13 protein-coding genes are annotated in these 15,410 nt (G+C 59.0%); 6 read left to right on the forward strand and 7 right to left on the reverse strand.

What is annotated here, in order from left to right; all coding sequences use genetic code 11:
- Positions 1-149: 149 nt before the first annotated feature.
- Both CAF74_RS20190 and CAF74_RS20195 read left to right on the forward strand, forming a co-directional pair.
- On the forward strand, positions 150-2,459 hold the full coding sequence (locus CAF74_RS20190; protein ID WP_085747522.1) for an AAA family ATPase: 2,310 nt from the start codon (positions 150-152) through the stop codon (positions 2,457-2,459).
- Positions 2,456-4,330 carry a UvrD-helicase domain-containing protein gene (locus tag CAF74_RS20195; protein ID WP_085747523.1) on the forward strand — a complete coding sequence of 625 codons (1,875 nt, stop codon included), beginning with the start codon at positions 2,456-2,458 and terminating at the stop codon, positions 4,328-4,330. Before CAF74_RS20190 ends, CAF74_RS20195 begins: the two co-directional genes overlap by 4 nt.
- Positions 4,331-4,641: 311 nt before the next feature.
- Here CAF74_RS20195 and solA read toward each other — a convergent pair whose 3' ends face one another.
- The 6 genes from solA to CAF74_RS20225 form a co-directional block, all read right to left on the reverse strand.
- Positions 4,642-5,805: an N-methyl-L-tryptophan oxidase gene (gene solA / locus CAF74_RS20200; RefSeq protein ID WP_176240500.1), complete on the reverse strand. Its 1,164-nt coding sequence runs from the start codon at positions 5,803-5,805 to the stop codon at positions 4,642-4,644.
- Positions 5,806-5,948: 143 nt separating this feature from the next.
- Positions 5,949-6,170, reverse strand: coding sequence for a colicin E3-like toxin immunity protein (locus CAF74_RS20205; protein ID WP_305955789.1), 222 nt, complete (start codon positions 6,168-6,170; stop codon positions 5,949-5,951).
- Between the two features lie 93 nt (positions 6,171-6,263).
- Positions 6,264-6,515 carry a pyocin S6 family toxin immunity protein gene (locus CAF74_RS20210; protein WP_085747524.1) on the reverse strand — a complete coding sequence of 84 codons (252 nt, stop codon included), beginning with the start codon at positions 6,513-6,515 and terminating at the stop codon, positions 6,264-6,266.
- A gap of 71 nt (positions 6,516-6,586) precedes the next feature.
- Positions 6,587-6,817, reverse strand: a complete 231-nt coding sequence (locus CAF74_RS20215; protein WP_085688188.1) for a hypothetical protein — start codon at positions 6,815-6,817, stop codon at positions 6,587-6,589.
- On the reverse strand, positions 6,814-8,025 hold the full coding sequence (locus CAF74_RS20220; protein ID WP_085747525.1) for a colicin E3/pyocin S6 family cytotoxin: 1,212 nt from the start codon (positions 8,023-8,025) through the stop codon (positions 6,814-6,816). Before CAF74_RS20220 ends, CAF74_RS20215 begins: the two co-directional genes overlap by 4 nt.
- 91 nt (positions 8,026-8,116) lie before the next feature.
- Complete coding sequence (locus CAF74_RS20225) at positions 8,117-9,040, reverse strand: LysR family transcriptional regulator (protein ID WP_085747526.1); 924 nt, start codon at positions 9,038-9,040, stop codon at positions 8,117-8,119.
- A gap of 105 nt (positions 9,041-9,145) precedes the next feature.
- Here CAF74_RS20225 and CAF74_RS20230 point away from each other — a divergent pair, with 105 nt between their 5' ends.
- Positions 9,146-11,113: an alkyl/aryl-sulfatase gene (locus CAF74_RS20230; protein ID WP_085747527.1), complete on the forward strand. Its 1,968-nt coding sequence runs from the start codon at positions 9,146-9,148 to the stop codon at positions 11,111-11,113.
- A 133-nt stretch (positions 11,114-11,246) separates the two neighbouring features.
- Positions 11,247-12,296: an NAD(P)-dependent alcohol dehydrogenase gene (locus CAF74_RS20235; RefSeq protein WP_085747528.1), complete on the forward strand. Its 1,050-nt coding sequence runs from the start codon at positions 11,247-11,249 to the stop codon at positions 12,294-12,296.
- Between the two features lie 4 nt (positions 12,297-12,300).
- Here the strand turns inward: CAF74_RS20235 and CAF74_RS20240 are convergent, their stop codons facing one another.
- A complete protein-coding gene (locus CAF74_RS20240; protein WP_085747583.1) occupies positions 12,301-13,869 on the reverse strand; it encodes a winged helix-turn-helix domain-containing protein in 1,569 nt (522 codons plus the stop codon).
- 251 nt (positions 13,870-14,120) lie between these two features.
- Between CAF74_RS20240 and CAF74_RS20245 the strand changes: the two genes are divergently transcribed.
- Together CAF74_RS20245 and CAF74_RS20250 are read left to right on the forward strand one after the other, a co-directional pair.
- A complete protein-coding gene (locus tag CAF74_RS20245; protein ID WP_085747529.1) occupies positions 14,121-14,876 on the forward strand; it encodes an SDR family oxidoreductase in 756 nt (251 codons plus the stop codon).
- Positions 14,877-14,906: 30 nt separating this feature from the next.
- The gene (locus tag CAF74_RS20250; RefSeq protein WP_085747530.1) at positions 14,907-15,320 is read left to right on the forward strand and encodes a cupin domain-containing protein; all 414 of its coding nucleotides are present in this window, start codon (positions 14,907-14,909) and stop codon (positions 15,318-15,320) included.
- Positions 15,321-15,410: the final 90 nt, after the last annotated feature.

Here is a 15,410-nt window from a genome sequence, read left to right on the forward strand (position 1 = left end):
TTGAAATTGGCTCGTGATCACTGCCGTCCTCTTACCACAACGCAGTGGCAGAAATTCACTACGTCTATTGGAGCGCGGCAGGTGCTGGGCTAGAGTCTCAGAAATCATCAGCCCGGCGAATTACCTTCAGCCGTTACAAGGAAGAGGCTATGCAGATCCAGTATTTGGAGATCGCGAATTTCCGCAAGCTCCTGTCCGTTCGAATCGACCTGGCGAGCACCACTACCCTGTTGGTCGGGGCCAACAACAGTGGTAAGTCCTCCGCAATGTTGGCGTTGCGTAAATTCCTGCTCTCGAAAGCGACTGCTTTTCGCCTACAGGATTTAACGCTTGCTCACCTCACGACCATTAATGACATTGGTGCCGAGTGGGAAGAGGCTGACGAAACCTTCGAGATACCAGCGGCAAACCAGTGGACGCATTGGTTGCCCACTCTCGATTTATGGGTGGAAGCCTCGAAAGGGGAGCTGCACTACATCAAGGATCTGATTCCCAATTTTGCCTGGAAAGGTGGCTGCGTCGGGATGCGTTTTCGACTTGAGCCCAAGGACATGGCCAAACTCTTCACCGATTACCGGAAAGAGCGTAATCGGGTCAAAACGCTGTTGCAGGAGATCTTGAGCAAGACCGAGGAAGGAAAAACCCCGCCCACGCTGTCACTTTGGCCGCAAAGCCTGCATGACTACCTTAACCGGCGCTTGGGGGCGATGTTTACCATACGCTGGTATCGTCTCGACCCGGCGCAGCTCTGCGAACCGGATCCCAAGACTCGTCACGCAAGCCTGCAAGCACTGTCTGAGAATGCACTTCCGCTGGAGAGTAATCCGCTGACCGATCTCATACGCGTGCACGAGATCAATGCGCAGCGCGGCTTCGGTGATAGCGCCGAGGAGTCCATCACTGAGGGGCGAGGTGGTTCAGGGAAAAAACTGACTGAGCAGTTGCGTGCTTACTACAGTCGGCATCTCGATCCTGGTGACAGCCCGGATATTTCGGACTTGGAGGCGCTTACAGCCATTCAAGCTGCACAGTCGGCATTCGACTCCCGACTAACCTCCAGTTTCGCTCCGGCCCTTATAGAGGTGGCAGGTCTGGGCTATCCGAACACTACTGACCCGGCAATCAGGGTAGAAACCCGGCTTTCTCCTACGGACGGCATGAACCATGAAGCTGCGGTGCTGTTCGAGTTGGATTCAGTCGCAGGCGCACCCGGCGCTCCTCCCATGCGCCTCCCCGAAACATCCAACGGCCTCGGTTATCAGAACCTGATCTCGATGATTTTCCAGTTGATGGCATTTCGGGATGAGTGGCTGAGGAAGTACAAAAATACCGAGGAGCAGTCCGACGCAGGCATCGAGCCGATCCATCTCGTGCTGGTTGAGGAGCCTGAGGCTCATCTTCATGTCCAAGTGCAGCAGGCATTCATCAAACACGCCTATCACGTCCTATGTAATGAGCCGCTTCTCAAGAAATACCCGAGGCTCAAAACACAGCTGGTGGTCAGCTCTCACTCCAGCCATGTCACTCACGAGACGGATTATGCGAACCTTCGGTATTTCCGAAGGCTACCCGCAGGAATGGCCGGTGTACCCATCCCGGTGTCCACCGTTTCTAACTTGAGCGCAGTGTTCGGCGACAAAAACCGTCACAGGCAAACCAAGGAGTTCGTGACTCGTTACTTGCGGGCGCAGCATGCCGATCTGTTCTTCGCTGACGCGGTGATCTTGGTTGAAGGCGCTGCGGAGAGAATGATGTTGCCGCATTTTTTACGCAGTCAATTTCCGTTCCTTGATCGTTGCTACATTACCATCCTGGATATTGGAGGCAGTCACGCACATCGCCTGAGGCCATTAGTCGATGCGCTGGGAATTGTGACCCTGGTCATCACGGATTTGGACGCCGGATTGAAGAAAACAGCGGTACCCGTCAAACGCAAGGCCAAACAAGAAACCAACAACCCCACCTTGCGTAGTTGGGTGAGCGCCCTTGGAATAGGGCACGATGTCGACACCCTGCTGGATCTGGATGAGAAGCAAAAATCGCAGCAGATAGATCACTTGTTTGCGATCCGCATGGCTTATCAGACACCCATCCACATCGTTCTGCCTAAGACTGAAGGTGAAGCCCAGGCGCTACCCAACACGTTTGAGGACAGTCTGGTGCTGAGCAATGTGCAGCACTTTGCAACGAAGCAGGGGCGGGGTCTGACCAAGGCCTTCGCCAAAGCGCTGCGTGATTCTGCAACTGTAGACGACCTAGGTAAGGCTTTGTTCGATGCGCTCAGGTCGGGTGACAAGGCGGAGTTCGCGCTACAGGTGCTTGGAGATCCCGACTTCGCCAAGGTCGCTGTTCCAGAGTACATCCGGGAAGGGCTCGTCTGGTTAGAGGAAAAGCTGCAGAAGAAGAGCAAGGAGCTCTTGATTATCCCGACGGCCAGTGTTGAGGTGACTCCTGAATGAGTGCCATAAAGGATGTCGCCGATGAAGTAACGCTGACTGCGGATGACGTTATCCAGGAATGCCTGAATCTGGAGACGCCACGCAGTTTCTTCCTATACGCAGGTGCGGGCTCAGGTAAGACCCACTCACTCGTCGTAGCGGTGAAATCACTCAAGGAACGTGAGCGTCAGCGCCTCACGTTTGAGGGGCGGCAAATAGCGATCATCACGTACACCAACGCAGCCTGTGAGGAAATCGCACGTCGCCTTGAGCACGATCCGCTGGTAGAGGTTTCAACCATTCATGCTTTCTCTTGGAAGATGATCAAGGGCTTCAACGACGATATTCGTGAATGGTTACGTATCAAGCTTGCGAGCGACATTGCTGAATTGGACGACAGGCTCGGTCGGGCGAGATCAGTGAACAAGACGTCCCAGGCTAACCAGTCGAGCCGGGATAGCAAAGCTCGTCGTTTGGCGGTCCTGGATGAAATTCCTGAATTTACCTACAGTCCGACAGGAGACAACGTAAGTAGGCAATCGCTGAACCACAGAGAAGTCATCCAGATGGCTGCAGCGTTTTTACCCCAGCCGCCTTTACTCGATGTTATGGCGGATCGGCATCCGGTGCTGCTCATCGATGAAAGCCAAGATACGAATGGCGCGCTCATGGATGCATTTCTGAAAGCTCAGGCAGCGATTCCTGGGAGATTTTGCCTAGGACTGCTCGGCGATACGATGCAGCGTATCTATAACGACGGGAAGCTAGGGCTTGATGAGGCGATACCATCAGATTGGGCCAAGCCTGAAAAACGTATCAATCGCCGTTGCCCGATTAGAGTTGTCAAATTGATCAATGATATCCGCGCCGGTGCCGATGATCATCTGCAGATACCAAAGCAGGAAGCTGCCCAAGGTGCCGTGCGTATGTTCTGCACCCGGCAAGCGCCCGGGCAGGATTTCAGCTTGGAAGACCAGATCGCTGAGCAAATGGAAGAGATCACAGGTGATGCTCAGTGGGCCACCGGCAAAGATGGCCGCAAGACGCTGATCCTAGAGCACAAGATGGCTGCCCGTCGGATGGGGTTTGAAGGCGTGTTCGCTCCGCTCTATGCCGTTGCACATCTGAATACCGCGCTGATGGACGGTACGCTACCCATCCTCAAGGTTTTCTTCGATGGGGTCGCTCCAATCGTCGCCGCAGCCCGTTCGGATGATTTCACGCTCATGGAGGCGGTGCGGCTGCGCTCTCCTTTGCTTGATCCTAAGTACCTGGAGGCTGCTGGCAACAATCAATTCGAGCTGCTGGAGTCTGTTGGAGTGGCGACCCATGCACTCTGCGAGATGCTCAAAGATAACAATCCCTTGATTGAAGAGGTTGCTCAACTCCTCCAGAGTTCGGGTTTGCTTGCACTGCCTGATCGACTCGTTGCTGCAATGGATCAAGGTGCCACTGCAGACCCAGCACCAGAAACGTCCGATCGTGAGGCGCTTGAAATCCATGCTTATCGGGTTGTCCTGGGGCGTCGTTACTCAGAGATGGCAGCCTTCGCAGGATACGCAAATGGCCTCTCGCCGTACGGTACCCACCAGGGCGTCAAAGGCCTAGAGTTTCCCCGGGTGATGGTCATCCTGAACGACGAAGAAGCCGGTGGTTTTCTGTTCAGTTATGAGAAATTGCTAGGTGTTACACCTGCCTCCGCCACAGATATGAAGAATGAGAGCGAGGGTAAAGACACGTCGCTTTCACGCACACGAAGGCTTCTGTATGTCACCTGCAGTCGCGCAGAGGAGAGCTTGGCCATCGTGGTCTACAGCGCTCAGCCGGAGGTTGCGAGGGAGAGAGTCATTGACGCTGGCTGGTTGACAGCCGAAGAGGTCGTAGTGCTTTAAAGCAACTCTTGAGGGGACAGGCACAGGCGCTCGGGCCCACATTATGTCACTAACGTACTTTGTCCACTGAAGAGTCATGCAAACGGATCTCAAACACCAATGCGCCGTCCTTTCCGAAGAACTGTTTCATCGCACATATGCAAGCAGGAAAGCGGCTCACAGGGAATCCAGAGGACGAGTTATTAGATCTACCGATCAAGGCACAATTAATAACCTCGGTTTTCATAGACGCCGCGATCGACCCGTTTGGGGCGATACCGTGCGTTCGCTAACGTCTGCTTTTGGCCGAAAGCAGTCACTCCCAAGCACCGTCACTCCCACTCAAACCGCCCCACCGAAAACAACGAAAGATCCAACTCACTCTCCCCCCGCAAACACCACTGCGCAAACGCTTCCCCCAGCGCCGCCGAGTGTTTGAACCCATGCCCGGAGCACGCCGACACCACCAACGTGTGCTGCAACCGTGGATGCTCATCAATGATGAAATGCCGATCCGGCGTGACGGTGTAGGCGCAAACCGCTGACTTCACTACCCGATCCGTCAGCCCGGCAATGCGCCCCTTCACCTGCTGTTCGTACATCTCGCGTTCTTCCTCGGCCGAGACTGTGCGATCCAGAGTCTCAGGCGTGGACGTGCTGTGATACTGCGCCGTCGCCACTTTCAAACTGCCCTCCCCCGGCAATGCGGGAAAGCCGTAGAAATCGTCGTCCGGGCCGTGTGTGAAGATGAACGTGGGTGAGTGGCCGACCAGTCCTGCGTCGGGCTCGGTCTCGAACCAGAACAGTTTTTGCCGATAGACGCTGAGCAGTTTGTCGAACGGTGCGCCGAGCAAGCCGCCCGCCCAGTTGCCGGCGGTGACCACCAGTTTGTCCGCCCGTACGGTGCGCTGGTCGGTGGTGACGGTGACGCCTTGTTCGTCCGAGCTGATGTGAGTCACGGTCTCGCCCTTATAGAGCGTGGCGCCGTGTTGTTCGGCCAGTCTGAGTTGCACGTCGATGCAGCGTTCAGGCCGTACAAAACCGCCTTCGGGCTCGAAGTAGCCAATGGCGTCGTCGCGCACCTGGGCAAACTGCGGGAAGCGCTGGCGGATCTGGGTAGCGTCGAGGACTTCATGTTCGATGCCGTAGGTCTGCGCCAGGGCGATGGTGCGCAGGGTGAAGTCGGTTTCGTCGGCGGGATCGAAGTCGGGGCTGGAGGTCAGCACCAGCAGGCCGGTCTGTTCGAATAGGGACTCGCCTGACAGCGCTTCCAGTTCGCGCCAGATGCGGTGGGAGTTGCGCACGATGGGCACGTATTGCGCGCCCTCGCCCACGGACAGCCGGGTGATGCGGGTGTCGCCATGGCTGGAGCCGAATGTGTGCGGCGGATGGTGGCGGTCGATGCCGACCACGTTGACCCCGGCCTTCGCCAGTTGATACACCGTGGCCGCGCCCATGGCGCCGAGGCCGATGACCAGTGCTTCGCATCGTTCCATGATTGATTTCCGCTCAGGCAAAAGAGCCACAGTGAAGCGGATCGGGCGCTGGAAAACAATCCGCTGAAAGCCGCGCTCTGGCAAAAATGCGGGAAGCGAGCTGATGGGCGTCCCACTTACTGTCAATCAGCCGTCTGTCGGTGCTAGCTGTAGTCGAACGAAATTTGATAGTCGTTTGTACTCAGAGCGATCTGGTGCTGAAAATACGGCTGAATGGTCGCAACCCACTTTTCGACAACGTTGAAGCTGCCATTATTGATGTTGCCCTCCACTGGAATGCCTAAGGCATTCAATACTGACTCATCATCCCCCAGATTTCTTGACGACTCCTCGCCTTGGAATTGCAGGGTTGCTGTGCGTACCACTCCAGTCTCAGTTCCAGTCCCATCTCTTTCTCACAAATATCTTTTTTGACGAAAAAAGGGACGGTGGCCACGTCCCCTTTGCTCTCCGCAGTATCAGTAATTCGCACAGGTGCCCATGAAATACTCCAGACCGCTCGGGAAGCTGACATTCAGCAGGGCTCCCAGTGCCGCTACCTGATCCTCGCGCAGTAACAACTCACCTGGTTCCAGCTCGGCCAGGGGCTTGGACTCAATGAGTTGTGCAACTTTTTCGTTCATTTCGCTACCGTCGATATCCAGCTCGAACTGCAGCGTGTCGTCTTGGACGTGACCGGGGTAAAAGCCGGTTATTGAAAGGAAGAGCATCGCTTGTTCCTTCATGAAAAAAAGGCCAAATATATTCTCGTGAATAGATCCGCCCCCTTTACTTTTTCTGTCTATACATTGCATGTCAGTTGGAAATAGAAATTTCGATCCTCAATCGACCTACCGACAAGCTCTTCGATTGCTTGCATTTGTGGCTGGCTCAAATCATAGCCTTCCCACCCCTGCGGTTCTTCTTTCCAACCCATGATGGCTTTGATTTGCTCATCACATCCCTGTGGCAATTCGATAACGAAAGCCTGGAAGTCTGTCTCGATGTCAAAAGCTTCTACTAAAAATCTCAAGGTTCAATGCTCCTTTTCTTGCCTTTTTTAGATTTTTTATTCTTTTTTGTTGATGTCGGCTCGCCTGTGTTCGGATCGAACTCTCCGAGGTGTTTACCTCTCGCATCATATTTTTCGACCGTACCGTGCATAGAGTCCCACTCAAGAATCAAGCCCTTTGCAGTTTTCCATCTTTTGCGCTTCGCCCCACCACCTTGTACAGACGTTTTACGGCCTACGATTCTTGCATCAGGAAAGGCTGGGAGCACGTCAGGAGCCGGATGGTACTCGTGGTCCCCCGCGTGGGTGCTGACAACAATGTATACCGGCTTAAGCCCCGACTCTGCGGGAAACACCAGAATGAAATCCCGATACTCCGGCGGATAAACCGGATTCACCAGAATCCCGTCCGCCGCTTTCGTCGGCGGATACACCCAGATATGCGGCGCCTGCGGAGCAGCCTCCAGTGCCGGAATACCGAGGATGTCGGAACCGTCCACGGCAGGCGTCCAGACCAGCTCAACACCTTCGCCAAGATCCGCAATAAACCGGCTACCACGTGCAGCGAACTGCACGACATCAACCATCTCCCAATCGCGATTCTTGCCGGTGTAGAAGCCGTAACCCTTGAGGCTGCCGTCGGCCTGCTGTTCAACGCGCAAGCGCACGCGGGTTCGGGCCTGTTTGAGGGCGAGCAACTGGTCTTCGGTATAGAGCGCGCTGTCGCCCAGGTTCGAGTGCATGAACATCGCCACCAAACCGAGCAACGGGCTGATGACAGCAGCAGAGGCCATCGCAGGCAATGCCTTGAACGCTTCACCCGCAAGGGCAAAAGTGCCCAGCCCCGCAGGAATGGCAGTGCCGCTGATTTTCTTGAGCTCAACCCCGCCGCTGCTATCGGCTTCCCGGCCACCGAGCAAAATCAGCTCGCCGTAATCCTTCAGGCTATCAGTCGGCACCATCCCCGAAGGATTCGAGTAATCGATGATCGCGTCCGGCAGCTTGCACGACTTGGCAAACACGCAACCCGCACGCACCGGCTCAGACTTGTTCGCCGCCACCTCACGGCTGCGCTCAAAGGCGTCCTGTCTCGCCAGCATGGCGTCGTACTTGTCTTGTCGGTCTTGCTGATCGGCCAGTTCGGTGGCCGTCATGTAGCGGTAAGTGACGTGATGCCCGTCGCCTGCCGGTGGGTTGGGAACCCGGGGAATGTCCTTTTGACCAGCCACTGATTGTCCTTTCGTTCATGCATCGACAGCCCCTCTCAAGGGGCCGCACGACGTTAACGAAGCAGGAAAATCGTGGCTGTAGGACGTATCTCTAAAGAGGTGGGGATTGTTCGACGTGAACGGATTGCATCTCGGCAACAACCGCCTCGATCACACACAAAGCCGTCGGTGACAGGCTTCTACCCTGCAAACTCACCACCCCGATTTCAGAATGAAATTCCGGCCTGTCCACAACATGAAGCTCGATCAAACGCCCCACCCGAATGTCTTCAGCCACGGCGCCATGAATGACGCCGAGGATGGTGTCAGTCGAACCAGCGACAGTCTTTAGCAACGCCACATCATCACACTCCAGCACGATGGGCAGCGCCTGGCGGGTGGAGATGCCGAGGGTTCGGGCGGTCTCGAGTTTCACGACTTCGGGCAAGCGCGTCGTGGCGATGCCATATCCTTCCAGCTCGCCCATCGCCACTTTACGCCCGGCCAGCGGATGCTCCGGACGCACGAAGAAGCCTGCCGAAACCTGGCCCAGCGAGCGGATCAAAAGATCGGATTCCGCGGTGAAGTTACGGATATCGGCAACGAAGAATTCGATCGCTTCGGCGCGCAGCCGCGCTTCGAGAATCTGCCAGTTGTTCACCTCGACACGCAGGGTGACTGCCGGGTGATCCAGGCGCAGTCGCGGCACGACTTGATGCATCAACATGGCCGCCGGGAACGGGCCGACGCCAAAGGCGAGGCTGCCCAGTTGGCGATCGCTGTAGAGCGCCATGTCCCGCTCCAGCGACCGGGCATCGAACAGCAGCCGCCGCGCCCGCTCGATCAGAAACTCTCCCGCCGGCGTCGGGCGGACATCGCCGCTGTCGCGGTCGAACAGGCGCTGCCCGGTTTCGCTCTCCAGCGCCTGAATGCTGCGGCTCAGGGCTGGCTGGCTGAGGTGCACGCGCTCGGCCGCTCGGCCAAAATGGCGTTCATCGGCCAGCGCGAGAAGGTGTGACAGTCGTTTGAGGTCCATTCGCCCGATGCTAGCGACGCATTATCCGGATGTAAACAATGCATTGGATACATCACCGCCCTGCCCCTAGGCTGGAGCGCATTCGACCCTCGGAGAACAACAAGAATGAAACCGACCCTCTACACGATCCTCGCCCTGACGCTGGTGTCACTCGGCGGCTGTGACAACAAACCCAGCGTCGCAGCCGGCGACGCCACGCCCGCCACGGCAGCGGTGATCCAGGCGTCGATCAAGGGCCTGGACCTCAGCGACAACCGGGACATGGAAGATGCCCAGCGCGGTTTCATCGCCCGGCCCACCGGCAAGATCCTCAGCTCCGACGGCAATGTGCTGATCGATTTCGATGCGTACCGCTTCGTCGAAGGCCAGGCGCCAGCCACCGTCAACCCTAGCCTGTGGCGGCACGCGATGCTCAACGCGCAGATCGGTCTGTTCAAGGTTCGCGATGGGATTTACCAGTTGCGCGGATTCGACATCGCCAACATGACGCTGATCGACGGGCAGACCGGCTGGATCGTGGTCGACCCGCTGACCTCCCGTGAATCTGCCGCAGCGGCGTTGGCATTTGCGCGCGAGCATCTGGGCAACAAGCCCGTCACCGCGATCATTTTCACCCACGACCATGCCGACCATTTCGGCGGTGTGCTGGGCATCACCTCAAGCAGCGAAGTCGCCCAGCGCAATATTCCCATCGTCGCGCCTGCCGGGTTCATGGAGGAAGCCACCAGCGAAAACATCCTGGCGGGCCCGGCGATGGCGCGGCGTTCGATGTATCAGTTCGGCAAGAACCTGACGCCGGGCGCCACCGGCATCGTCGACACCGGTCTGGGCAAAAACGTCGCCTACGGCAGCATGGGCATCCTGCCGCCGACGCAGATCATCGACCAGCCGATCCAGCCGCTGGTGCTGGACGGCGTCAGCTTCGTGTTCCACAACATGCCCGGCGCGGAAGCCCCGGCCGAGCTGACCTTTTCGATCCCCGCGCTCAAGGCGTATGGCGGCGCGGAGCTGCTGGCGCAGACCATGCACAACCTGCTGCCGATCCGTGGCGCCAAGGTGCGCGATGCGCTGCGCTGGTCCGAATACACGCAAATCGCCCTCGACGAACTGGGCGACACCGAGGTCTATTTCGGTCAGCACAACTGGCCGATCTGGGGCAACGAGCGGATCCGCGAATTCATCACCAAGCACCGCGACGTCTACAAATACCTGCACGACCAGACCGTGCGCCTGATGAACGCCGGCTACACCCCCAACGAGATCGCCGACAAGATCCAGCTGCCGGATTCGCTGGCGTCGTACTTCGGCACTCGCGGCTATTACGGCGACCTGCGCCACAACGTCAAGGCGATCTACCAGCTGTACCTGGGCGCCTACGATGGCAACCCCGCGCACTTGAATCCGCTGGTGCCCAAAGAATCGGCAAAGCGCTACGTCGAATTGATGGGGGGCAATGCCAAGGTGCTCGAAGCCGCTCGCGCAGCCTATGACAAGGGCGAATACCGCTGGGTCGCCGAGCTGCTGGATCAGGCCGTGCTCGTCAAACCCGACGACACGGCCGCCAAAGAACTGCTGGCCCGCGCGTACGAACAGATGGGCTATCAGGCGGAATCGGCGACCTGGCGCAACAGCTACCTGACCGCGGCCATGGAGCTGCGCAACGGCCCGCCAGCCAAGGGCGTCAAACGCTCCGATCTGATCGAACTGATGAAGCAGACGCCCACTGAGCGCTTCCTCGAAGCCATGGCCGCAAGCCTCGACGGGCCGGCGGCGGATGGCAAGAACTGGACCTTCAATCTGGTGCTGACCGATACGAATGAATCGTTCGTGCTATGGATCGAGAACGCCGTGCTGCACTATCGAAAAGGCCCGACGGCAGAGAATGCCAACGCAACGCTGACTGTCACCAAGGACCTGTTCGTCCAGTTGCTGGGGGGCACCGCCGGGCTGAAGGAAACGCTTACCTCCGATGATCTGAAGGTGGAAGGCAGTAAAGTCGATCTCATGAGATTCCTCGGGCTGCTGGAAAAGGCGCCGGGGAATTTTGCGATTGTCGCCCAGGCGCGTGACTGAACCGGTACGTGTCGACGGTGGGTTGCACGGTTCAAAAACAGGATCAGGCAAGCAATCCACAGAAATGCACAACAGCCTGTACGAGCAATCCGGGAAAAATGGTCCCTCGACACATTCATCAAGGACCACTCCCATGCTCGTACACGCCTACGGTGCCCACGCCGGCGATAAACCCCTTGAGCCGATGCAGATCAATCGCCGCGCGCCGGCGGCCCATGATGTGCAGATCGACATCGCCTTCTGCGGCATCTGCCACTCCGACCTGCACCAGGTGCGCGCCGAATGGGCCGGGACGCAATTCCCCTGCGTGCCGGGGCACGAGATTGTCGGCCGCGTTTCGGCAGTCGGCGCCCATGTGTCCGACTACAAAGTCGGTGATCTGGTGGGTGTCGGCTGCATCGTCGACAGCTGCAAACACTGCGAGGATTGCGAGACCGGTCTGGAAAACTACTGCGACGGCATGATCGGCACCTACAACTTCCCGACCCCGGACGCACCGGGCTGGACCCTCGGCGGCTACTCGCAAAACATCGTGGTGCATGAGCGTTATGTCCTGCGTATCCGTCACCCTGAGGCGCAGTTGGCTGCCGTCGCGCCGCTGCTGTGTGCGGGCATCACTACGTACTCGCCGCTGCGTCACTGGAACGCCGGGCCGGGCAAAAAGGTCGGTGTGGTCGGTATCGGTGGCCTGGGCCACATGGGCATTAAACTGGCCCATGCGATGGGCGCGCATGTCGTGGCGTTCACCACCTCCGAGTCCAAGCGCGAAGCCGCAAAAGCACTGGGCGCCGATGAGGTCGTGGTATCGCGCAATGCCGAAGAAATGGCCGCGCACACCAAGAGCTTCGACTTGATCCTCAACACCGTCGCCGCGCCTCACGATCTCGACGCGTTCCTGGTGCTGCTCAAGCGTGACGGCGCCCTGACGCTGGTCGGTGCGCCCGCCTCGCCGCATACGTCGCCGAACGTGTTCAACCTGATCATGAAGCGCCGGACCATTGCCGGTTCAATGATCGGTGGCATTGCCGAGACCCAGGAGATGCTGGATTTCTGTGCCGAACACGGCATCGTTTCCGATATCGAGCTGATTCGCGCCGATCAGATCAACGCATCCTATGAGCGGATGCTGCAGGGCGATGTGAAATATCGTTTTGTGATCGATAACGCGACGCTGGCCGGCTGAGCCGTTACTCCGGCAAACCCGCCAACCGCAAACCTTCGGCTAACCGGGCGACGTCTTCAGGCCGTTGAATGGGCAGCCACGCGCTCAGGCTGGACACCCGCAAGGTCGGGTCCAGCTGACGCACCCGTTCCATGGCCTGCCCGGCTTTGTCGGCTCGCCCATTGAGCGCGTGGCTGGCGGCGATCAGGGCCGCCGCTACCAGCAGACTGGGCAGGTTTCCCTGCGCTTTCTCGGCCCAGGAAACCGAACATTCGAAGCGACCGGCGAAGAAGTGCGCCAGCGCCATCCCGACCTGCATGCGGAACATTTCCGGATCCAGCGGGCTCAGGCGCACGGCATGCTCGAGGTTGGCAATGGCGGCTTCGGTTTCGCCACCCAAGGCGCGCAGGATACCGCCGAGATACCAGGCCGGCGCCAGATTGGGGTTGAGCACTCGAGCCCGATCCAGCAAAGCAATGCCACAATCGACATCCCCGGTCAGATGGGCCAGGGCATGACCGCAGCGGGTCAGCGCCACGGCGTCATCGCGCCCCAGTTCCACACCCATTCGCGCCAGCCGCGCACCTTCGGCGATTTCCCGGGGCCGGTCGGTCATCCAGCCGTTGAGCTTGCGCCAGAAGTGGCACCACGCGGCCATGCCATACGCCGAGGCGAATTCCGGATCCAGTTCAATCGCCCGGGAGAACAACGCCAGTGCCTGCTCGATCGCCTCTTGGGTGCCGATGTGCAGTTTGGCCGTGCCCCGCAGGTAGTAATCATAGGCATCGAGGCTGTCGGTGGGCTTGCGTTTGGCCCGCTCGATTTCCGCGCGTTCAAGCTGCGGCGCAATGGCGCCCACTACGCTCTCGGCCACTTGATCCTGGAGTTCGAAAATATCGTCGAGCAGGCCTTCGAAGCGCTCGGCCCACAGGTGCGTGCCGCTGCACGCATCAATCAACTGGCCGGTGATGCGGATCTTGTTGCCGCTCTTGCGCACGCTGCCTTCCAGCACGTAACGCACACCCAGTTCCTGACCGACGCCTCGCGCATCCACCGCCCTGCCCTTGTAGGTGAAACTGGAGTTGCGAGCGATGACGAACAGCCAGCGCAGGCGCGACAACGCGGTGATGATGTCTTCGACGATGCCGTCGGCGAAATAGTCCTGCTCGGCGTCTCCACTGAGATTCTGGAAGGGCAGGACGGTGATCGAAGGTTTTTCCGGCAGGACAAGTGTCGTGGCCACTTCGGGTATCGCAGGCGCTTCGGGCGCATTGACGGGGCTGTCGCTCGAGGTGATTTCACCGACAAAGCGATAGCCCTTGCGCGGCACCGTGCGCACCAGGCGCTGCTGCTCGCCGGTGTCGCCGATGGCCTTGCGCACGGCGTTGATGTGGCTGGTGATGGTCGATTCGGAAACGATCCGGCCGCTCCATACGGCGCTCAACAGTTCGTCCTTGCTCACCACCCGCTCGCGGTTGCTGACCAGCAGCAACAGCAGATCGAAGACCTGCGGCCCGACCGTCACGACTTGCCCGTGACAGGTCAGTTCCCGGCGCTGCTGGTCGAGCAGGTAGTCTTCAAACACGAATTGCACGGTGGCTGTTCTCTGGTCTGGCGCCCGCGACGCCGTGTCCGGGCAGGCGATTGTTTTGCGCTCGATCATACGGCAGACCTCGGGCCGCCGCACCGGTCTGCACACTGGTCTACGCATCTGCCAACGGATTGGCCTGTCTGGACAAAAAACCAAGACAAATCCAAGGTCACCACAAGGATTTGCCCGAGCGCCGCAAGCATGCTCAACCCACATCGACAGCAATGGTTGCCGTCGGCAAGTGGAGAGTTGCCATGAAGATCGTCGTTATCGGAGGCACCGGCCTCATCGGATCGAAACTTGTGAACAATCTGCGCGAACGCGGCCACGATGCACTCGCCGCCTCCCCTAACACCGGCGTCAACAGCATCACCCGCGAAGGCCTGGCCGAAGCGATGGACGGCGCCCAGGTGGTGGTCGACGTTTCCAACGCCCCTTCGTGGGAAGACCAGGCTGTACTCGACTTCTTCGAGACCTCCACTCGCAACCTCCTCGCCGCCGAAGCCGCAGCCGGGGTTCGCCATCACGTGGCGCTGTCGATCGTCGCCAGTGAGCGCTCGCCTGCCAACGGCTACTTCCGCGCCAAGGTCGCCCAGGAGAACCTGATCAAGGCCTCGAGCATTCCGTACACCCTAGTGCGGGCCACGCAATTCTTCGAATTTGTCGGCGGCATCGCCCAATCCGCCACCGTCGGCGAGGAAGTGCGCCTGTCGCCGGCGTTGATTCAGCCCATGGCTTCTGACGACGTCGCCGCTGCACTGACAGATGTGGCACTGGCAGCGCCGATCAACGGCACGCAAGAAATTGCCGGCCCCGAAGCCATGCCGCTCGACGAACTGGTCCGGCGTTTTTTCCGCGCCACCCACGACACCCGCAAAGTGATCCCGGACGTGCACGCCCGCTACTTCGGCGACGTGCTCGACGACCAGTCGCTCACCCCCGGCAGCAGCAACCCGCGCCTGGGCCCGACGCGCTTTGAAGACTGGCTGGCGAAATCGACCCAGCGCTGAAACACCCCACTCATTTGAAGGAGTATCGCCATGTTCAGCCGAATCCTGCTGGCCGCCACGTTTGCGGCCCTGTCGATATCATCTGCCTCGGCCGCCGAGCCGCAGGGGGGCAAGGTCACCGTGGTGTTCGACCGCGCCCTGCCCAACGTTCCGGGCAAATCCATGCGGGGCGTGCTGGTGGAATACGCGCCCGGTGGCTCTTCGCCGGCGCACTTTCATCCGAAGTCCGCGTTCATCTACGCCACGGTGCTTGAGGGCGCCGTGCGCAGCAAGGTCGGTGACGGGCCGGAGAAGGTCTACAAGGCCGGGGAAAACTTCGTCGAGCAACCGGGTGACTTCCACGCGGTGAGCGCCAATGCCAGCACCACTGAGCCGTCCCGTCTGCTGGCGGTGTTCGTGCTCGACAGCAGCGAGACCGACCTGGTCAAACCCGTCAAGCCGTAACCGATCCTTACGCCAATCCACCTCCGGCAGCGTGGCTGCCGGAGAGTACCGCTACGGGGCGCGATCAAGGTCGGCGTTGCAAAACATGCC

It is taken from the genome of Pseudomonas sp. R45(2017) (assembly GCF_002112305.1).
Classification (GTDB): Bacteria; Pseudomonadota; Gammaproteobacteria; order Pseudomonadales; family Pseudomonadaceae; genus Aquipseudomonas; species Aquipseudomonas paraglycinae.